This window comes from Mesorhizobium sp. GW821-FHT04C10 (genome assembly GCF_059420305.1).
Genome location: NZ_JBWKTL010000001.1, coordinates 6,688,340 through 6,707,820 on the forward strand (window position 1 = coordinate 6,688,340; position 19,481 = coordinate 6,707,820).

14 protein-coding genes are annotated in these 19,481 nt (G+C 63.2%); 5 read left to right on the plus strand and 9 right to left on the minus strand.

All coding sequences use genetic code 11. The annotated features are described in order from the left end of the window. Window positions 1-165: 165 nt before the first annotated feature. Entirely contained in the window at window positions 166-624 is a 459-nt protein-coding gene (locus AC07UC_RS32025) for a phasin (RefSeq protein WP_056566362.1), read from the minus strand. Between the two features lie 248 nt (window positions 625-872). Here AC07UC_RS32025 and AC07UC_RS32030 point away from each other — a divergent pair, with 248 nt between their 5' ends. Then, the gene (locus AC07UC_RS32030; protein WP_494908675.1) at window positions 873-4,778 is read left to right on the plus strand and encodes a PAS domain S-box protein; all 3,906 of its coding nucleotides are present in this window, start codon (window positions 873-875) and stop codon (window positions 4,776-4,778) included. Window positions 4,779-5,023: 245 nt separating this feature from the next. On the opposite strand, the gene AC07UC_RS32035 is transcribed toward AC07UC_RS32030, so the two are convergent. Beyond that, the gene (locus tag AC07UC_RS32035; protein WP_494908676.1) at window positions 5,024-6,994 is read right to left on the minus strand and encodes an acetoacetate--CoA ligase; all 1,971 of its coding nucleotides are present in this window, start codon (window positions 6,992-6,994) and stop codon (window positions 5,024-5,026) included. Between the two features lie 199 nt (window positions 6,995-7,193). Here AC07UC_RS32035 and AC07UC_RS32040 point away from each other — a divergent pair, with 199 nt between their 5' ends. Beyond that, window positions 7,194-9,044: an AsmA family protein gene (locus tag AC07UC_RS32040; RefSeq protein ID WP_494908677.1), complete on the plus strand. Its 1,851-nt coding sequence runs from the start codon at window positions 7,194-7,196 to the stop codon at window positions 9,042-9,044. Between the two features lie 88 nt (window positions 9,045-9,132). On the opposite strand, the gene AC07UC_RS32045 is transcribed toward AC07UC_RS32040, so the two are convergent. The 6 genes from AC07UC_RS32045 to AC07UC_RS32070 all read right to left on the minus strand — a co-directional run bounded on the left by AC07UC_RS32045 (window position 9,133) and on the right by AC07UC_RS32070 (window position 16,104). Beyond that, window positions 9,133-9,951 carry an ABC transporter permease gene (locus AC07UC_RS32045; RefSeq protein WP_140774844.1) on the minus strand — a complete coding sequence of 273 codons (819 nt, stop codon included), beginning with the start codon at window positions 9,949-9,951 and terminating at the stop codon, window positions 9,133-9,135. Beyond that, window positions 9,948-10,916 carry an ABC transporter permease subunit gene (locus AC07UC_RS32050; RefSeq protein ID WP_494908678.1) on the minus strand — a complete coding sequence of 323 codons (969 nt, stop codon included), beginning with the start codon at window positions 10,914-10,916 and terminating at the stop codon, window positions 9,948-9,950. The genes AC07UC_RS32045 and AC07UC_RS32050 overlap by 4 nt, the downstream gene beginning before the upstream one ends. A 9-nt stretch (window positions 10,917-10,925) precedes the next feature. Beyond that, complete coding sequence (locus tag AC07UC_RS32055; RefSeq protein ID WP_494908679.1) at window positions 10,926-12,065, minus strand: ABC transporter ATP-binding protein; 1,140 nt, start codon at window positions 12,063-12,065, stop codon at window positions 10,926-10,928. 81 nt (window positions 12,066-12,146) lie between these two features. Further along, window positions 12,147-13,244, minus strand: coding sequence for a polyamine ABC transporter substrate-binding protein (locus AC07UC_RS32060; RefSeq protein WP_140774841.1), 1,098 nt, complete (start codon window positions 13,242-13,244; stop codon window positions 12,147-12,149). Between the two features lie 321 nt (window positions 13,245-13,565). Then, window positions 13,566-14,519, minus strand: a complete 954-nt coding sequence (locus AC07UC_RS32065; protein ID WP_494908680.1) for a DMT family transporter — start codon at window positions 14,517-14,519, stop codon at window positions 13,566-13,568. A gap of 136 nt (window positions 14,520-14,655) precedes the next feature. Continuing rightward, window positions 14,656-16,104, minus strand: a complete 1,449-nt coding sequence (locus AC07UC_RS32070) for a helix-turn-helix domain-containing protein (RefSeq protein ID WP_494908681.1) — start codon at window positions 16,102-16,104, stop codon at window positions 14,656-14,658. 237 nt (window positions 16,105-16,341) lie between these two features. Here AC07UC_RS32070 and aceA point away from each other — a divergent pair, with 237 nt between their 5' ends. From aceA to AC07UC_RS32085, 3 genes are all read left to right on the plus strand, one after another. Next, a complete protein-coding gene (gene aceA / locus AC07UC_RS32075; protein ID WP_140774838.1) occupies window positions 16,342-17,631 on the plus strand; it encodes an isocitrate lyase in 1,290 nt (429 codons plus the stop codon). Between the two features lie 55 nt (window positions 17,632-17,686). Next, a complete protein-coding gene (locus AC07UC_RS32080) occupies window positions 17,687-17,929 on the plus strand; it encodes an SMc00767 family acetate metabolism repressor (protein ID WP_006202762.1) in 243 nt (80 codons plus the stop codon). A gap of 307 nt (window positions 17,930-18,236) precedes the next feature. Beyond that, window positions 18,237-18,614: a response regulator gene (locus AC07UC_RS32085; RefSeq protein ID WP_494909023.1), complete on the plus strand. Its 378-nt coding sequence runs from the start codon at window positions 18,237-18,239 to the stop codon at window positions 18,612-18,614. 10 nt (window positions 18,615-18,624) lie between these two features. On the opposite strand, the gene AC07UC_RS32090 is transcribed toward AC07UC_RS32085, so the two are convergent. After that, window positions 18,625-19,341 carry an HAD family hydrolase gene (locus tag AC07UC_RS32090; RefSeq protein WP_494908682.1) on the minus strand — a complete coding sequence of 239 codons (717 nt, stop codon included), beginning with the start codon at window positions 19,339-19,341 and terminating at the stop codon, window positions 18,625-18,627. Window positions 19,342-19,481: the final 140 nt, after the last annotated feature.

Consider the following 19,481-nt stretch of genomic DNA (forward strand, 5'->3'; position numbering starts at 1 on the left):
CCTTTTCCTGTTACGAGCCAGCGGGAGGAGGTGCTGGCTGGTCACCCCGGGGAGCAGAGGGAGGAGGTTCCACTCGCCGGGTATTCCTTGATGGCTGGCATCATACGCTTGATCAGTTTGAAGAAAATGCGACCTTTTGTTGCATCTCCTGATCCTGCGTAAATATTAGGCAGCCTTAATGTCCTTGATCGCCTTCTCGAAGGCGGTCTTGATCGGCTTGGAGACGTCTTCGGCCGCCTTGGAAGCGACAGCCTGCAACTCCTTGGCCTGCTCGACGGACAATTCGACGCGCTTGCGCAGGAAGGCGGTCTGCAGTTCGATGACTTCCGACAGCGACTTGGCGCCGATAAGGGCTTCGAGATGCGAGAAACCGGCTTCGGCATTGGCGCGCAGTGCCGCGATGGTCTTGAGCGACAGGTCGCTGGAAACAGTCTTGGCGGTCTCGTAGGTCGACTCCAGAGCCTTCTGGGTCTCCTCGGCGCCGGTCTTGAGCTTGGCATAGGCCTCTTTCGACTGCTCAACGCCCTTTTCGGCGAAAGCGCGGATCTGGTCGGTGGCCTTGGAAGCGTCGAAGCTCGGGAATTCAACGTTTTCGATGGTCTCGGCAGTCTTGGTCCTGGACATTTTCCATCCTTTCAGCGGCAGCGGCTTTGACAGAAAGCCGTCTCGTTCATGTATGATGTCAATATAAAGGCAAATTTTGTGCATTGCAATATCTTTGTTGCAGTGCACAAAAAAATCTTTCGGGCCGTTAACCAAGAGCCCAAATTCCAGCCTTTGCACGTTCTGGCTTGTGGACCTTCGTGGCTGCGGCTTTTATTAACAAAGCGTTAACTGCAATTTTCGCCGCTCCGTGAGGGTTCGCCAAGCGCATGCCGTCCGAATATTCCTTCCTCGACGTCGCCGTGCTCGATGCGGTCCGCCAGCGCTTTGCCGCCGGCGACGCGATCGCGATCCTGTCGGGGGACCTGGAGCAGGTGATCTGGGCCAACGGGCCGGGCGCAGCCGTGTTCGGCTATCCCGACATTGAAGCGATCATCGGCGCCTCGGCCCGGCTGCCGCTGATCGCCCGCCGCCAGATCATGGCGACCAGCGGCTTTCCCGAGATCGGCAGCGATCGCGCCATCATGGTGCGGCTGGCAACGGGAATGACCAGCCGCGCTGTCAGCTTCCTTGCCAGTGCCGTGGCGCTGCCCGATGGCGAGAAAGCGATCATGCTGGCGGTGCCGGCGGCGCAGACAGGCTCGCGCGGTGCCGCCGAGATCGCCAGCCGGGCGATCGGCGGCTTCACCGAAGACGGCCACTTCATCGCCTTCATCGACGCGGGGGGCAATGTCGAGGCGGCATCGGACGGGTTTTCGAGGCTCGGCATCCAGCCGGCGACGCTGGCCGCCCTGGTGGCGGATGTGACCGCCGAAGGCGAGCGTATCGTCAAGCGCCTCGTTCCGGGCGGCAGCACCTCCTACCCGGCCGGCCTGGCGCGGCTGACGCCGGAGCGGCATCTCCTGGTGGTGATCGACGAGGATCAGCTCGAGGACAGCATGCCTGCCGCAGAAGCTTCGGCGGACGGAGTGCCCGAAGCAACGGAAAGCCCCGCCAACCAGACTGGCGGCGCGAAGAGCGTTTCCGCAGAATCGGAGTCTCATCAGGACAATCAGCCGCCGGCGGATGTTTCACAGACAGAAGCAATCGAGGGACCGACGGGCACCGCCGCGCCTGAGCAGCAGCCAGCCCTCTCTCCAGCCGGGCCAACACCAGCTGCCGCCGACAATGATCGGCCGGTGGTGGGCGGCACGACTGCACAGCATGATCATTGGTACTTCAATGCGGGTGAGGAGGACGCGCCAGCCGCGCCGGAGCCAGAAGCCGTGGCCGAAGCAAACGGCACCGAGGCTTCGGTGGACAGCGCGAAAAAAGACGAGGCCGCCTCCCCGGCCACAAGCTCGGCCGCCCGGACGATAGACCGCTCGGCGGCGCCGATGCGCTTTGTCTGGCGCACCGACGCCGAGGGCAGGTTCAGCGCGCTGTCGCCGGAATTCGCCGATATCGTCGGCAAGCCGGCCGCTGACGTGATCGGCCGGCGTTTCAGGGATGTCGCGGCGACCTTCGGCCTTGACGCGTCCGGCGAGATAGCCGGCCTGCTGGAGCGACGCGACACCTGGTCCGGCCGCTCCGTGCTGTGGCCCGTGGTCGGCACCGACCTCAAGATTCCCGTCGACCTCGCGGCTTTGCCTGTCTATGGCCGCAGCCGTGCCTTCGAGGGTTTTCGCGGCTTCGGCGTTGCCCGCGCCAGCGACGCGGTCGTCGATCCGGAAGCGATCGGCATGGCGCTCGTACCCAATGGCCAGGCTCCAGCGTCGTCCGTGCCGGAAACCGTCGAAGCTCCCGCCGAAGAGCCGAAGGCCGAGGAGCCGAACGCGGACCCGTTCAAGGGCGAGGTGCCGGCGCTGACCATCGTGCCAAAACAGGAGCGGCGCTTTGCCGACAAGGTCATCCGGCTGGCCGAACACCGGCAACCGGCCAATGACAAGGGACTGTCGACACTGGAGCGCAGCGCCTTCCGTGAGATCGGCGAGCGGCTGAAGAAGGAGAGTGCGCCGGCCGAGCCGCCGGAAACCGACAAGCCCGGCATCGAAAGCCCGACGGAACCGGCGATCAACACGCCGGCTGAGCCCACGGCGGAGGCCCCGGCCGCGAAGACGGAGACTGCGATCGAACCCGCCGGCGAGGTCGCGGCGACGCCTGATGCCGTGCCGGATCAGGAGGATGCGGCGCTGGCCGAGCCAGCCGAGACCGATGCCGAGGACGAGGCGGATCTCGCACGGCTTGATGGCGGTCACCCGGATGAAGTGGATGATGTGGAACCCGTCGGCACCTTGCCTGGTGTGAGCGGTTCGTTGCTTGACTACGCCGACCGGAATGATGAACCCGGTCCTGTCGCGAACAATGACGAGCCCCCGGTTTCAGAACCCGCTGTGGCGGAACCGCAGGGGACCGAGCCGGTCGCGGCCGAAGGACCTGGTACCAAAGACGCCACGCATGATGCCGTCGAGGACGACGACAGCATGACATCGGCCGATTTTCGCGATGCCGAGGACAATGAGGACTGGGCCGACGGCGAGGAAGCCGCGGCCGCTGATGAGCAGGCCGCCGCACGCACCGGTGAAGCCGCCAGTGCAGCCGACACCGTCGATAGCCTGGCTGAACGTCCTCGCCTGCGGGTGCCGCCGCTCAAGACCGAAGGGTTCGTGCCGTCGGCCTTTTCCGTCGGCGACGAAAGCAAGGCTCCGGACACCTTGCTGCTCGGCAAGCTGCCGGTGCCGCTGCTCATCCATTCGGGCGACCAGTTGCACTATGCGAACGATGAGTTCCTGAACCTGACAGGTTACCCAGCACTCGAGGACCTCGCTGATGCGGGCGGCCTGGGCGCGCTGTTTGCCGATCCCTATGGGGATGACGGCGCCTCCGACGGGAGCGACCGGTCGCTGCGGCTGAAGACGCGCGATGGCCAGGAATTCCCGATCGACGCCATCCTGCGCTCCGTGCCCTGGCGCGACGGCAAGGCCCTGATGCTGGTCGTGCGCCGTTCCGGCGAGGATGACGCGCCGGCGGCCCTGCACGTGGTCGGCGAGGAGCCGACGCAGCCCGACATTTCCGAACTCAAGGCACGCATAGCCGAGATGCGCACCATCATCGATACCGCCACCGACGGCGTCGTGTTGATCGGCAGCGACGGCACCATCCGCTCGATCAGCCGCCCGGCCGAAGCGTTGTTCGGCTTCGACAGCGACGAGGTGACCGGCAAGCCATTCGCCTCGCTGTTTGCCATAGAAAGCCAGCGCGCGGCACGCGACTATCTCACCGGCCTGTCCGAGCCCGGCGTGGCAAGCGTCCTGAACGACGGCCGCGAGGTGATCGGGCGCGAAGCGCAGGGACGCTTCATCCCGCTGTTCATGACCATCGGCCGGCTGCCCAACGACAGCGGCTTCTGTGCCGTGGTGCGCGATATCACCCAGTGGAAGCGAGCCGAGGAGGATTTGACGCAAGCACGCGCGGTGGCCGAACGGGCGTCCTCGCAGAAGACCGATTTCCTGGCTCGCATCAGCCACGAGATCCGCACGCCGCTCAATGCCATTATCGGCTTTTCCGAATTGATGGTCGACGAGAAGTTCGGGCCGGTCGCCAATGACCGCTACCGCGACTATCTGCGTGACATCAACCGCTCGGGCAACCATGTGCTCGACCTCGTCAACGATCTGCTGGACATCTCGAAGATCGAAGCCGGCCAGCAGGAAATGGCCTATGAGGCGGTGTCGCTCAACGACACGCTGGCCGAGACGGTGGCGATGATGCAGCCGCAGGCCAACCGCGAACGCGTCATCATCCGCTCCAGCTTCGCCTCGCGGCTGCCGGAAGTGGTGGCGGATCTGCGCTCCGTGCGCCAGATCGCGCTCAACATCCTGTCGAACGCCATCCGCTACACCCAGGCCGGCGGCCAGGTGATCGTCTCGACCGCCTACGAGACCTCGGGGGATGTCGTCATGCGGGTGCGCGACACCGGTATCGGCATGAGCCAGGCCGAGATCGAACAGGCGCTGAAGCCGTTCAAGCAGATCAATGCGCTGAAGCGCGGGCGCGGCGACGGCACCGGCCTTGGTCTGCCGCTGACCAAGGCGATGGTGGAAGCGAACCGCGCTCGCTTCACCATCAATTCGACACCGGGCGAAGGCACGCTCGTCGAGGTCGCTTTTCCCTCGACCCGGGTGCTCGCGGAATAGCGGCTCCAAAAGAAAAGGCGCCCAAAGGACGCCTTAAGAGATGGGATTGCTGTCACAACGGGGGCTTGAGCGAATTCAGATCCTCCGGGGGCTGAGGAACGGGATTTCTCCCTCAAGTTACATGCGACTATCGGGGTCGGGCCTTAACAAGTCCTTACCGGGCCGCCAAAAAATTTACGAATGTGTACCACTCGTGAAATCTAGGTAAATTCCCGAGAGATAATCCGTTAACCATGACGGACCGGTCATTCGGCAAGCTGCGGCAGGTTGCGGAACAACTCCAGCGCCTCCGGATTGGCAAGCGCTTCCTTGTTCTTGATGGCGCGCCCATGCACCACGTCGCGCACGGCGAGTTCGGTGATCTTGCCCGATTTGGTGCGGGGAATGTCCGACACGGCGACGATCCTGGCCGGGACATGGCGGGGGCTGGCGCCGCCGCGGATCTTGGCACGAATGCGTTTTTCCAGATCCTCGTCCAACTGGACGCCCGCGGCCAGCCGCACGAACAGCACGACGCGCACATCATTGTCGAAATCCTGTCCGATGCACAGCGCTTCCAGGATTTCCGGCATCTGTTCGACCTGGTTGTAGATCTCCGCCGTGCCGATGCGCACGCCACCCGGGTTGAGCGTGGCGTCGGAACGGCCGTGGATGATCATGCCGCCATGCTCGGTCCATTCGGCGAAATCGCCATGGCACCAGACATTATCGAAACGCTCGAAATAGGCCGCCTGGTATTTCTTGCCGTCGGGGTCGTTCCAGAAACCGATCGGCATGGACGGAAAGGCCTTGGTGCAGACCAGCTCGCCCTTTTCCTGCCGGATCGGCTTGCCGTCGTCATCCCAGACATCGACCGCAAGGCCAAGGCCAGGGCCCTGGATCTCGCCGGTCCAGACCGGTTCGGTCGGCACGCCGAGCACGAAACACGAGACGATGTCGGTGCCGCCGGAAACCGAGGCCAGATGCACGTCCTTCTTGATGCCCTCGTAGACGAAGCGGAAATCCTCGGGCGACAGCGGCGAACCGGTGGAGGATATCGCCCGCACGGTCGACAGATCGTGGCTGCCGATCGGCTTGAGACCGGCCTTGCGCACGGAATCGATAAACTTCGCGGAGGTGCCGAAGAAGGTCATCTTCTCGACGTCGGCGAAGTCGAACAGGACATTGCCGTTGGGGTAGAAGGGCGAACCGTCATAGAGCAGCAGCGTCGCACCGGACGCCAGGCCCGACACCAGCCAGTTCCACATCATCCAACCGCAGGTGGTGAAATAGAAGAAGCGATCGCCGTCGACGAGCCCGGCATGCAGCCGGTGCTCCTTGACATGCTGGATCAACGTCCCGCCGGCCGAATGGACGATGCATTTGGGAATGCCCGTGGTTCCGGATGAAAACAGGATGTAGAGCGGATGCGAAAACGCCAGCCGCTCGAAGGTGACGGGCTTGACGACGAAGGGCGCCAGCGCCTCCTCCATCGCCACGGCCTTGTCGATGATCGCGGCCACGTCGGTCGAGGTGCCAAGATAATCGACGAGCAGAACCTTGCGGACACTGCCGAGCTTGGCCGCGATCGCCGCGACCTTGTCGGCGACCTCGATCGCCTTGCCATTGTACCAATAGCCGTCGGGCGCGATGAAGATGACAGGCTCGATCTGGCCGAAGCGGTCGAGCACGCCCTGCTCGCCGAAATCGGGGGAGCAGGATGACCACACCGCGCCGATCGAGGCCGCCGCCAGCATGGCCGCGACGGTTTCCGGCATGTTGGGCATCATCGCGGCAATGCGGTCGCCCTTCTTCACCTTGAGCGACAGGAAGAGCTGCTGCAGACGCGAGACCAGGCCATGCAGCTCATTCCAGGACAGCCGCCGCTCGACCTTGTCCTCGCCGCGAAAGACAATCGCCTCGCCGGCGCCGGTCTTCTTCAGCAGGTTCTCGGCGAAATTCAGCGTCGCGTCGGGGAAGAACGAGGCACCCGGCATTTTGTCGCCATCGGCCAGCACGCGCTCGCCGCCATTGGTCCATTTGTCGCCGACGATGCCGGAAAAGTCCCACATCAGGCTCCAGAACGCCTTGCGATCCTCGATCGACCAGCGGTGAAGGTCGGCATAGGAGGAGAATGTGGCGCCGGCTTTCGCCTCCGCGGCCTTCAGGAAAGCCGTCAATGGCGAAGCATCGATCCGGTCTTGCGTCGGGGTCCAGAGCGGTACTTCGGCAGCCATCATCGATCCTCCCACGGTCGTCATCGCTTATGCATATCGCAGCGCAGCAGAGCAAGATTTTGTTGGGCCGAAGCGACCAGGTGTGCGCAAATGCCATCGCCGGGCCATAAAGACTTGAAATGCCTCAGTCCTAAGTCGTAGTGACGACTGGGGTTACACACGTCGGGCAATTAATCGGAACGGAAGCATATAGGGCGAGATGCCATCATCCTTGATCCGCCGCGGAGTATGGGCGATCGGCGCTGCCGTGATCGTCATTGCTCTGGTGGTCGCCGCGCTGCCGCTGATCGCCTCGACGCGCATCGTGCGCGACCGCATCGCCTGGGAGATGAGCGCGTGGAGCGGCTTCCGGGTCGCCATCGAAGGCTCGCCGCGCATCGAGGTCTGGCCGAAATTCCGGGCAATCCTGACCGATGTGACGCTGTCCAGGTGGACGGACACCGATGCACCGCCGGTCGTCGAAGCCGAACGGGTGGAAATCGACCTCTCGGCCATGGCGGCATTGCAGGGCGACGTGGCGTTTTCCACGGCGCGGCTGGTGCGTCCGACGATCCGGGTCCAGCGCACGGCCGATGGCCTGTTCCTGCCCACCGCGCCGACGGGCGGGCGCATCGCGCGCTCCATCGACACGGCGCGCGGCGTGGTCAATGCCGATCCCGCCAAGCCCGACCTCGACAAGCTGCCAACCGACGCCTTCGGCACGGTCGAATTCAGGGACGGCCGCATGGTGGCGTCCGTGAACGGCAAGGACGTGGAGATCCTCAGCAGCCTTAGCGGCCAAGCGACCTGGGCGGCGATGAACAGCAATGCGACATTGTCGGCAACCGGTATCTGGCGTGGCGAAAGCGTGGCCCTGGACGCTGCCTCGCCGAAGCCGCTGGTGCTGTTTGCCGGCGGCATGGCGCCGCTCACCCTGACCTTCAAGGCTGCGCCCGCCACCTTCTCCTTCGACGGCACCGCCAACATGTCCCAGAACGCCTATTTCAACGGCCAGGTGAAGTTCGCGGCACCTTCGCTGCGCCGCGTGCTGGAATGGTCGCAGGCCGGCATCGCGCCGAGCGCGGCGATCGGTTCCGTCAGCATTTCCAGCAAGGTCACGGCGTCGGCCGGACGCGTCAAATTCGAGAACACCGCGCTGGCGCTGGACAACAATCCGGGTATGGGCGCGCTGGACCTGTCGCTTGGCGACGCCCAGCCGGTGATATCGGGCACGCTAGCCTTCGATACGCTCGACCTCAGATCGTTCCTCTCCGCCTTCACGCCGCTGGGGCCGGCGAGCGGCACTGGACCGGGTGACGTCGACACAAGCTTCGCCGATCGGGTCAATCTCGACCTCAGACTGTCGGCGGCGCATGCCACGGCCGGCTCCATCCAGCTTGCCGACGTCGCCGCCACCGCCCAGGTCAAGGACGGTCTTTCCGTCTTCGATATCTCCGACGCGTCGGCCTTTGGCGGCAACATCCAGACCAGCCTTCGTTTCGACCGCAAGCCCGAGGGCACCCAGGTCGAGATCCGGCTGCTTGCTTCCGATGTCGATGGCGGCGCGTTCGGTACGGCGGCCGGGATGACCCGGCTGGTGCCGGTCGGCACGGGCACCGTTTCGGTCATCCTCAAGGGACCCGGCAGGACCTGGGATTCGATCTTTGAAAACGCCGACGGCTCGGTCACGGCGACCTTCGGGCCCGGCGCGCTCAGCAAGTTCAACCTGCCTGCCTTTCTCAAGCATACAGAACAGGGCGGCTTCTTCGCGCTCGACGATGTCTCGGACGGGACACTGCCGATCGACGGCGCTGAAGTGAAGGCGACCATTTCACGCGGCGTGGCGAGGCTGGACAAGGCCGAAGCCAATTCGGCGAAATACAAGATCTGGCTTTCCGGCATCGCCTCCTATGCGGGGCGTGGGCTGGCACTGTCAGGCGGCGTCATCCAGCCTGACCAGGCGGCGCAGAAGAATGGCCAGCAGGGGCCCAACCAGTCGTCCTTCTTCGTCGGCGGAACCTGGAGCACACCGTTCATTTCCCCGATAAGCCGCGGCGTTTCGGGCGAATAGAAACGCGCTTTCCTTCAGTTGAACATCGTCTCGTCCGAAAACCGGTGTCACCCTCGGGGCCAAGCCCGAGGGCACGCTGTCGAGATGCTCACCCGCGCTGCGCAGCCTGTTCGTCGAGCTGACGCTGCACCTCACGCCGCTTATTGGCGATCGAGGCGACGATGACACCGACCGCGACGACGGCGATCAGGATGGTGCAGGCGGCATTGATCTCCGGTGTCACACCGAGGCGGACCTGGCTGTAGATCTTCATCGGCAGCGTCGTGGCGCCCGGGCCAGAGGTGAAGCTGGCGATCACAAGATCGTCGAGCGACAGCGTGAAGGCCAGCATCCAGCCTGACACGATCGCCGGCAGGATGACCGGCAGCGTGATCTGGAAGAAGGTCTTCGCCGGCGTTGCGCCGAGATCCATTGCCGCCTCCTCCAGCGAACGATCGAAGGAGACCAGGCGCGATTGCACCACGACGGCCACGAAGCACATTGTGAGCGTGATGTGGGCGAGCGTTACAGTGAAGAAGCCGCGGTCGAGGCCGACGGCAACGAAGAGCAGCAGCAGCGAAAGGCCGGTAATGACTTCCGGCATGACCAGCGGCGCGAAGACCATGCCGGAAAACAGCACCCTGCCCCGGAAGCGGGTGTAGCGCGTCAGGGTGAGCGCCGCCAGCGTGCCGAGCACGGTCGCCACCGTCGCCGAAATGACGCCGACACGCGCCGTGACCCAGGTGGCGTCCATCAGGCCCTGATTGTGGAACAGCGACACGTACCATTTGGTCGAGAAGCCGCCCCAGACGGTGACGAGCTTGGATTCGTTGAAGGAGAAGACGATGAGCAGCACGATCGGCAGGTACAGGAAGGCAAAGCCAAGCACGATCGAGGTGACGTTGAAGCGGCTCCAGGTGGCGTTCATTTGCCTTGCTCCTGGGCACGCGCCTGTGCCTGTTGGAAAAGCATGATCGGCACGGTCAGCAACAACAGCAGGATGACGGCCACGGCGGACGACACCGGCCAGTCACGATTGGCGAAGAACTCGTTCCAGAGCGTCTTGCCGATCATCAGCGTCTGCGATCCGCCGAGCAGATCGGGGATGACGAACTCGCCGACAGCCGGGATGAACACCAGCAGGCAGCCGGCGATGACGCCGGGCAGCGACAGCGGGAAGGTGATCTTCCAGAAAGCTGATGTCGGCGGGCAGCCGAGATCCTTGGCCGCCTCGATCAGCGAATAGTCCATCTTCTCCAGCGACGAATAGAGCGGCAGCACCATGAACGGCAGATAGGAATAGACGATGCCGATGAAGATCGCCGTGTAGGTGTTGAGGATGACCAGCGGCTGGTTGATGACGTGAAGCGACAAGAGCAGCTGGTTGAGCAGGCCCTCGGGCTTGAGAATGCCGATCCAGGCATAGACGCGGATCAGGAACGAGGTCCAGAACGGCAGGATGACCAGCATCAGCAAGGTCGGGCGGATGGTGGCCGGCGCACGTGACATGCCATAGGCGATCGGGTAGCCGACGATCAGTGTCAGCACGGTCGAGATGGCGGCAATGATGACGCTCGTCACATAGGCCTTGAAATAGAGCGCGTCCTGCGTCAGCCAGACATAGTTGTCGAAATTGAGGTCGCGGAACCCGGCAAAGAAGCCGGAGAAGCCATCGCTGAAATCGAGCACCGGCGTGTAGGGCGGCATGGCGATTGCCGTCTGCGACAGGGAAATCTTGAAGACGATGATGAAGGGGATGAGGAAGAAGAACAGCAGCCAGAGGTAAGGAACGATGATGACGAGCCGGTTGACGAAGCCGCCACCCAGCCGCGTCAGGAACGGCTTGGCGACGGTCGATGGTCGGGCGGCATCGGTGACAGCGATGTTGGACATATCAGCCCCCTACCGCGCCAGCACGACGCCGGCGTCGGGCCGGAAGGACACCCAGGCGCGGTCGTTCCAGGTCAGCGGATCGTCGGTCACCCGCGCCGCATTGAGCGCGCTTGCCCTGATGATCTGCCCGTCATCCAGCCTGATGTGGTAGACGGTCATGTCGCCGAGATAGGCGACGTCGTAGACCTCGCCTTCCAACGCATTGACAGCGTCCACCGGCTTCTTCGACGACACCTTGATCTTCTCCGGCCTGATGGCGAAAACGATGTCGGAACCGGCTGCGGTATCGGCGCTGTTTTCAACGACGATCTGGGCACCTGTGGCGCCAGTGATGCGGGTGGTGTTGGCCGACCGCTCGGCGACCTTGCCCTCGAACATGTTCACGTTGCCGACGAAATGCGCGACGAAGCGCGAGGCCGGGGCTTCATAGACTTCCGCCGGCGTCGCCACCTGCATGACCTCGCCCTTGTCCATGATGGCGATGCGATCGGCCATGGTCATCGCTTCTTCCTGGTCGTGGGTGACGACGACGAAGGTCAGCCCAAGTTCCTGCTGCAAATCCATCAGTTCGAACTGGGTCTCCTCGCGCAGCTTCTTGTCGAGAGCCCCCAGCGGCTCGTCGAGCAGCAGCACCTTCGGCCGCTTGGCGACCGAGCGGGCGAGCGCGACGCGCTGGCGCTGGCCGCCGGAAAGCTGGTGCGGCTTGCGCTTGGCGAACTGCTCGAGCTTGACCAGCTTCAGCATCTCGACGACGCGCTTTTCGATATCGGACTTGAGCATGCCTTCCTGCTTGAGGCCGAAGGCGATGTTGTTTTCCACCGTCATATGCGGGAACAGGGCATAGGACTGGAACATCATGTTGACCGGCCGGCGATAGGGCGGAATGCCGCGCAGGTCCTGGCCGTCGAGCAGGATGCGGCCAGCCGTCGGTTCCTCGAAGCCGGCAAGCATCCTGAGCAGCGTCGACTTTCCGCAACCGGAGGCGCCGAGCAGGGCGAAGAATTCGCGCTCGAAGATCGTCAGCGACAGATTGTTGACGGCGGTGAAGTCACCGAACTTCTTGGTGACGTTGTCAAACTGGATGTATGGCTTGGCGTTCGGGTCGTTCCATGGCGCGAAATCCCTGCGGATGCTGCCAAGCGATTTCATATCCCCACTCCGTGCTGTTTCTTGCTTCGTGCCCCAAAATGAGCGACCCCGGCAGTTGTCTGTCGGGGTCGCTTCAGATGCTTATTGGCCGGTGACGATCTTGGTCCAGCTGCGCGTGATGATACGCTGTGTCTTGGGATCGTAAGGGGAGACCGTGTAGAGCTTCTGCAAGGTCGCGTCGTCCGGATAGACAGCCGGATCCCCCAGCAGCGCCTTGTCGACAAATTGCTGCGATGCCTTGTTGCCGTTGGCATAGAGCACGTAGTTCGACGATTTGGCGATCACTTCGGGCGTCATCATGTAGTTGATGAATTCAAGTGCCTCGGCGACATGCGGCGCATCGGCGGGGATCGCCATCTGGTCGAACCACATCTGTGCGCCTTCCTTCGGCACGGAATAGCCGATTTCAACGCCTTGCTTGGCCTCTACCGCGCGGTTGCGGGCCTGGAACACGTCACCAGACCAGCCGACCGCGAGGCAGATGTCGCCGTTGGCGAGCGCGTTGATGTACTCGGACGAATGGAACTTCCTGATGTAGGGACGGACCTTGAGCAAAGCTTCCTCGGCCTTGGCGATATCGTCGGGCGAAGTGCTGTTCGGGTCGAGGCCGAGATATTTCAACGCCGCCGGTATGATGTCGGCCGGCGAGTCCAGCACGTAGACGCCGCAGTCCTTCAACTTGGCAAGACTATCCGGATTGAAGAACACGTCCCAGCTGTCGATCTTGTCCGTGCCCAGTGCAGCCTGCACTTTCTTCGTGTTGTAGCCGATGCCGACCGTGCCCCACATGTAGTTGACCGAGTATTCATTGCCGGGGTCATATTTGGCGGTCCGCTCGGAAACCGTGTCCCACATGTTGGAGAGGTTCGGCAGTTTCGACTTGTCGAGCTTCTGGAACACACCGGCCTGAATCTGGCGGGCGAGGAAGTTTCCGCTGGGCACGACGACGTCATAGCCGCTGCCGCCGGCGAGCAGTTTGGTTTCCAGGATCTCGTTGGAATCGAACGTGTCGTAGACGACCTTGATGCCGGTCTTCTTGGTGAAATCGTCGATGATCGAACTGTCGATATAATCCGACCAGTTGAAGACATTGACGACGCGATCCTCGGCATGCCCGGCGGGCGTGAACAATGTCAGAAATACCGAGGTCGCCGAAAGCCAGAGCGCTTTGCGGATCATGCTATTCTCCTTTGGTGAGTGTTCCATCGCCGGCTCGTCGCGACGCGCGACCGGGCATTTGTTTCAGACTATTGAGCTTTCCAGGGGACAACAAGCGGCGATTGGCGCGCCGGTCGCGGCCACGCAATTGACCCGGACTGGAAGGAATCGCGGTGCCGTCAGAAGCTTTCGCCGCCGCGCGGACAGAAATACAGAAATATGGTCCGGTCTCGATCGGGCCGCCGGGGAGACTTGGCAAGATACGCCTGTCTTGTTGTTGCCGTGTTCCCAGCCTGCCCGGGCGGCAGCGAGGTTGTCAATGGCAAAGCATCGGCGCCCGCATCAATTCGGCGACGGCACTCCGGTGACGCCTGCCCGCCGCGGCCGTGCCTGGCGTTTGAACTCGAGACCGATATGGACGAGCAGCGCCGTGACCACCACCGCGCCGCCGATGATGGTGCGTCCGGACGGCACTTCGGAATGGATGAGCCAGACCCATATCGGCCCAAGGATCGGCTCGAAAGTGCCAAGCAGTGCCGCGATGGCAGCCGGGACCAGCCTCGCGCCGGTGGCGAAGAAGGCAAGACCGATGCCGAGATTGACCACGCCGAACGCGAAGAGAAAGCCCATGTCGCCGGCCGAGACCGTGAAGGTCGACGCCTGCGAGGCGGCAAGGCCCGCGGCCAGGATAGTGCCGAGACAGGTCGCCGGGGTCATCCTGACGCTGGCGAACCGCCTTGTGATGACGGTGGCGATCGAGAACATGAACGCGATCAGCAGCGCCAGCCCGTCGCCTATGGGCGAGACGGCACCATTAAGCGATTCCGACACCATGATGGCGACGCCGGCGATGACGGCGGCAATCGCCACCCAGGTCACGACACCAACCCGTTCGCGAAACAGCGCCCAGGCAAACAGCGCCGCCAGAAGCGGCACGCCGGCCTGCATCAAAAGGATGTTGGCCACAGTGGTGTAGGAGAGCGCCACGACGAAGGAGGTCGATGCGATGGCGAAGCAGAAGCCGACGGCAAGGCCGGGCAGGCCCATGTCGCGAAACGATCTCAGCATGCCGCGCCAGCCGTCACGCCAGGCCATGAAGGAGAGCAGGAAGGCGGCGGCCCAAACCGAGCGCCAGAAGATAACCGTCCAGCTGTCACCGACGGTGATGAAGCGGGCGATGGTGCCGCCGAAACTCCACATCAGCGCCGAGAGGAAGACCAGAAGCATCCCGACGCGTTCCTCGCGCGGCGAGGTGGTCGAAGCAACAAGGGCCGGTGATGATGCTGCGTCTGTCATGGGCGCGACTGTCGAGCTTTTGTGGACGGGACGATGCGCAAGGGACGACAAAGAACTGCCCTGTTCGCGTAACGCAAAGACTTCAGCCGCGGGTGATCCAGACACAGGCGACGATTGTGGCACCTATGCTGCCGCGTTACTGGAAGTCGAAGGCGCTCAGGCCCGTCACCATCTCGTCGAGGCCGAGCGGGCGCGTCACCGGCGGTTCGGCACGCGCCAGGCAGCCGACACGCTCGCAAAGCCGGCAGGCGGGTCCGACCGGCGTCGCCACGACGGCGCCTGCTCCCGACTTTCCGGCGGCGGCCGCTCCGGGCAGCGCCGCGCCATAGACGATGTCGTCGCGAAAGCCGATGTCGCAACCGAGCAGCAGCGCAGTGCGGCGCGGACGCTCCGAGAATGCGCCCTGCGGCCCCTCCAGCGTGCGGGCGAGGCACAGGAACTCGGCGCCATCGGGCATTTCCACCGCTTCGACGAAAACCTGCCCGGGCTGGGTGAAGGCAACGTGCACGGGCAGCTTCGGACAGCCGCCGCCAAAGCGGCTGTGCGGAAAGCCCTGGCTGCCGGCCCTGCGAAAGCGGTTGCCCGCATTGTCGACCTCCAGCATGAAGAACGGCACGCCAAGTGCGCCCTGCCGCTGCAGCATCGTCAGCCGGTTCGCCGCCTGCTCGAACGAGACGCCGAAGCGCGAGCGAAGGACGTCGATGTCGTAGCGTGCGCGGACGGCGGCCGCATGAAAGGCCTGATAGGGCATCATCAGCGCATGCGCGGCATAGCGGCCGAGTTCGAAGCGGGCAAGGCGACGGGCTTCGTCCGTGCTCAGCTTGAGCGCCTGGATTTGACCGGCGACCGCAACCGTCATGCGGATCAGGCAGGCTTCCATCGCCACTTCGCGCAACTGGTCGAACGGCGACAGCCGCTCCGACAGGAACAGGCGCTGCGAATGGCGATCGTAGCGGCGGCGCCAGTTCGGCATGGTGGCGACCGGCAGCACCTTGACGACGATGCCGTATTCGCGCTTCAGCCAGGCCTTCAAGGCTCCGAACAGGTCATCGCCGGGATCGAGCACCGCAGTGAACGCCTCCGCCTCCTCCTCGAGTGCAGTGAAATGGTTCGGCCGCCGCTCGAAGGTCTCGTGCACCTCGTCGATCGGCAAGCGGGCGCCCGAAAGCGCCGTCGCCCGCCCCTCGCGCGCCAGAAGTTCGTTGAGGTCGGACAGCCGCTCGGCCTGCTCGCGATAGGCGCGGAACAGTTTTATCACCGCGGCCGACGCGTTGGGCGCCGCCTCGGCAAGTTCGATCAGCTCTTGATCTCCCGGCAATTCGCCGACCAGCAGCGGATCGGTGAACACCTCCTTCAAGGCCGCGACCGACCCTCTCGCCTCGCCCTGCAGCTCATGCGGGTCGACCTTGTAGACGGAGGCCAGCTTCAGGATCAGCTGCACCGTCAGCGGCCGCTGGTTGCGCTCGATAAGGTTGAGATAGGACGGCGAGATGCCGAGCCCCTCGGCCATAGCCGTCTGGGTGAGGCCCTTGGCGTTGCGGATGCGGCGAATGCGCGGCCCCGCGAAAATCTTCTGGTCAGCCATCGACTGTCCTTGACAGGAATTTACACGGCATTCGCGATAATTCATCGCTCACAGGTTTTACAAGTATGACAAATTTACAGCGGCTGTCTGTCAAACACAACACAGATTTTCCCTTATCTCCGGCTGTAATTGCTGATTTTTCTAGCTGATTTTGCGCCGCAATGTAAATTCAGTCATATCGCAGCTCGCCAAAAGATTGGTGCGCGGACAAAGTACAGCAATCCTTCGGAGTGACCCATGACTGATTTTTACAACCTCGTTCCCTCGGCGCCTGAAGGTCGCTTCGACGGCGTTGAACGCCCCTATTCGCCGGAGGATGTGAAGCGGCTGCGCGGTTCGGTGCAGATCCGCCAGAGCCTGGCCGAAATGGGTGCCAACCGGCTGTGGAAGCTGATCCACGAGGAGGATTTCGTCAACGCGCTCGGCGCCATGTCCGGCAACCAGGCGATGCAGCAGGTGCGCGCCGGGCTGAAGGCGATCTACTTGTCGGGCTGGCAGGTCGCGGCCGACGCCAACACCGCCTCGGCGATGTATCCCGACCAGTCGCTTTATCCGGCCAATGCCGCGCCGGAGCTGGTCAAGCGCATCAACCGGACGCTGCAGCGCGCCGACCAGATCGAGACCTCCGAGGGCAACGGGCTTTCGGTCGAGACCTGGTTCGCGCCCATCGTCGCCGACGCGGAAGCCGGCTTCGGCGGGCCGCTCAACGCCTTCGAGATCATGAAGGCGTTCATCGAGGCGGGTGCCGCCGGCGTCCATTACGAGGACCAGCTGGCGTCGGAAAAGAAATGTGGCCATCTCGGCGGGAAGGTGCTGATCCCGACCGCCGCGCATATCCGCAACCTCAACGCCGCGCGGCTCGCGGCCGACGTGATGGGCACGCCGACGCTCGTCGTGGCGCGTACCGACGCGGAAGCCGCCAAGCTTCTGACATCCGACATCGACGAGCGCGACCAGCCCTTCGTCGACTACGATGCCGGGCGCACGGTGGAAGGCTTCTACCAGGTCAGGAACGGCATCGAACCCTGCATCGCGCGGGCCGTCGCCTATGCACCGTACGCGGACCTGATCTGGTGCGAAACCTCCAAGCCGGACCTGGCGCAGGCCAAGAAGTTCGCCGAGGGCGTGCGCAAGCACCATCCGGGCAAGCTGCTCGCCTATAATTGCTCGCCCTCGTTCAACTGGAAGAAGAATCTCGACGACGCGACGATCGCGAAGTTCCAGAAGGAACTCGGCGCCATGGGCTACAAGTTCCAGTTCATCACGCTGGCCGGCTTCCACCAGCTCAACTACGGCATGTTCGAGCTGGCGCGTGGCTACAAGGCGCGGCAGATGGCGGCCTATTCCGAGTTGCAGGAAGCCGAGTTCGCCGCGGAGGCCAATGGCTACACCGCCACGAAGCACCAACGTGAGGTCGGCACCGGCTATTTCGACGCCGTGTCGATGGCGATCACCGGCGGCAAGTCGTCGACCACCGCCATGCATGAATCGACCGAGCACGCACAATTCAAGCCGGCCGCCGAATAGCGGGTCGGAAATACAGAGGAAACGCCCAGCAGGGCTCAGAAACGGGAGAAGACCAATGGCATCGATAAGCCGCGTCAAGGAACGGGCGGAAGAGCAATCGACCACGATGAGCGTCGATCAGCAGGCGACGATCCGCATGCTCGCCAACGATCTGCACAGGCTCAACCAGTCGGTGATGAAGGCGGTCGAGGCGGGCGTCTCGGTGGAGCTGGTGCGCTCGGCCAGGCACCATGGCGGCGACGGCAATTGGGGCGATCTGCTGATCCCGGTGATCGTCACACAACAGAGCCATGGCTGACCGGCAATCGTTGCAACCGACCTCTCACCTGCGCAGCGTATGCGCAGGTGAATTCTATTTTTATGCAACCAATGCGTGGACAGGACAGTACAGTACTATTGCTTGACTCCACTGTTGGAGGAGGCGTCTCCAAGGTCTTTTATTTCAACTTGACATGGGGTGCGATCTCACGCCAATTGTCACCCAGATTTCAACTCTGCATTGAAATAGGGGCGAGCTTCTTGGCCGACTTGGGTGCCCAGTGAGTAGCAAGGACGAGACCGCAAAACGTCCGAATCTGGTGACCCAGGGTTCAAGCGCCGAAACGATCCGCAGTCCCCCGCAAGCGCTTGTTGTCGGGAAATCGCCGATCAATCGTGTGGTGGTGTCGAAGATCGTCGAGCGATCCGGGCTCAGGCCAATCTCGGAATCGCCTGACATGGCGGCGAAGACCTTGCGAACACTTGTGCCGAGCGTGATTGTCCTGGACGGCGGCGCGGACAACAAGGACTGCGACAATCTGATGTCCGGCATCGAAACGTTGCGGCGGGCCTCGGGCAAATCGATGCCTCCCGTCATCCTGCTTTCAACCAAGAATGGCACGCCGGAAAGCCTGGGCCTGCCGAGCGTGATCGACGTCGTGGTCGCGAAGCCGATCACGCCCGAACGGCTGCAACCGGTGATCGATCGCCTGATCAGGCGCTAGCCAAGCGCGATCAATCTCGCTTCGTGATGTCTTGTATCAGTTCGGGCAATTGCCCAAGGTCGGATATCTGGCGGAATCGCGGGTCGGCGACCGGCGCCTCGACATGCTCGAGCACCCAAGTCAGCTCGTGCGGCACATGGACACCCCAGCCGCCGGCCTCGATGGCCGGCACCACGTCCGACTTCAGCGAATTGCCAACCATCATGCTCTTTGCCGGACCGTCGCCGTGGCGGCTGAAGAGGCGGGCATAGCTGGCGGCGTTCTTGTCGCTGACGATCTCGACCGCATCGAACAGGTCGCCGAGGCCGGAGCCAGCCAGCTTGCGCTCCTGGTCGAAGAGATCGCCCTTGGTGATCATCACGAGGCGGTATGCGCCGGCGAGCTTCTCCACCGTCTCACGCACATGCGGCAAGACCTCGATCGGGTGGCTCAGCATCTCGCGGCCGGCATCGAGGATCTGCGCTATGACCGAAGCCGGGACCCGTCCGTCGGTGACCTCGATCGCCGTCTCGACCATCGACAGCGTAAATCCCTTGATGCCGAAGCCATAAACGGCCAGGTTGCGCCGTTCGGCTTCGAGCAATCGAGCCGAGATCTGCTTCTCCTCGCCATGGTCGGCAAGCATGGCGGCGAAGCGCTTCTCCGTCATGCGGAAGAACTGTTCGTTCTGCCAAAGCGTGTCGTCGGCGTCGAATCCTATCGTGGTCACTTCGCTACTGGTTCGCATCGTCGAGTTCTTGAGTTCAGGACAGGCTGAGCCTAAGCCGAGCCGGGCACTATTTTCAACCGCGGCGGCAAATGCCGGCAGCGGCTCCCCTTCCCTTCCACAGTGGGGCACGGCTATACTCCGAAATCCGCAACCCAATC

Bases quoted from the DNA above. Each gene is read 5' to 3' on its own strand.
- AC07UC_RS32070 (WP_494908681.1), bottom strand. From the start codon at position 16,104: ATGGCTGACCAGAAGATTTTCGCGGGGCCGCGCATTCGCCGCATCCGC.
- AC07UC_RS32055 (WP_494908679.1), bottom strand. From the start codon at position 12,065: ATGAAATCGCTTGGCAGCATCCGCAGGGATTTCGCGCCATGGAACGAC.
- AC07UC_RS32090 (WP_494908682.1), bottom strand. From the start codon at position 19,341: ATGCGAACCAGTAGCGAAGTGACCACGATAGGATTCGACGCCGACGAC.
- AC07UC_RS32060 (WP_140774841.1), bottom strand. From the start codon at position 13,244: ATGATCCGCAAAGCGCTCTGGCTTTCGGCGACCTCGGTATTTCTGACA.
- AC07UC_RS32035 (WP_494908676.1), bottom strand. From the start codon at position 6,994: ATGGCTGCCGAAGTACCGCTCTGGACCCCGACGCAAGACCGGATCGAT.
- AC07UC_RS32025 (WP_056566362.1), bottom strand. From the start codon at position 624: ATGTCCAGGACCAAGACTGCCGAGACCATCGAAAACGTTGAATTCCCG.
- AC07UC_RS32080 (WP_006202762.1), top strand. From the start codon at position 17,687: ATGGCATCGATAAGCCGCGTCAAGGAACGGGCGGAAGAGCAATCGACC.
- AC07UC_RS32050 (WP_494908678.1), bottom strand. From the start codon at position 10,916: ATGTCCAACATCGCTGTCACCGATGCCGCCCGACCATCGACCGTCGCC.
- AC07UC_RS32040 (WP_494908677.1), top strand. From the start codon at position 7,194: ATGCCATCATCCTTGATCCGCCGCGGAGTATGGGCGATCGGCGCTGCC.
- aceA (WP_140774838.1), top strand. From the start codon at position 16,342: ATGACTGATTTTTACAACCTCGTTCCCTCGGCGCCTGAAGGTCGCTTC.
- AC07UC_RS32045 (WP_140774844.1), bottom strand. From the start codon at position 9,951: ATGAACGCCACCTGGAGCCGCTTCAACGTCACCTCGATCGTGCTTGGC.
- AC07UC_RS32030 (WP_494908675.1), top strand. From the start codon at position 873: ATGCCGTCCGAATATTCCTTCCTCGACGTCGCCGTGCTCGATGCGGTC.
- AC07UC_RS32065 (WP_494908680.1), bottom strand. From the start codon at position 14,519: ATGACAGACGCAGCATCATCACCGGCCCTTGTTGCTTCGACCACCTCG.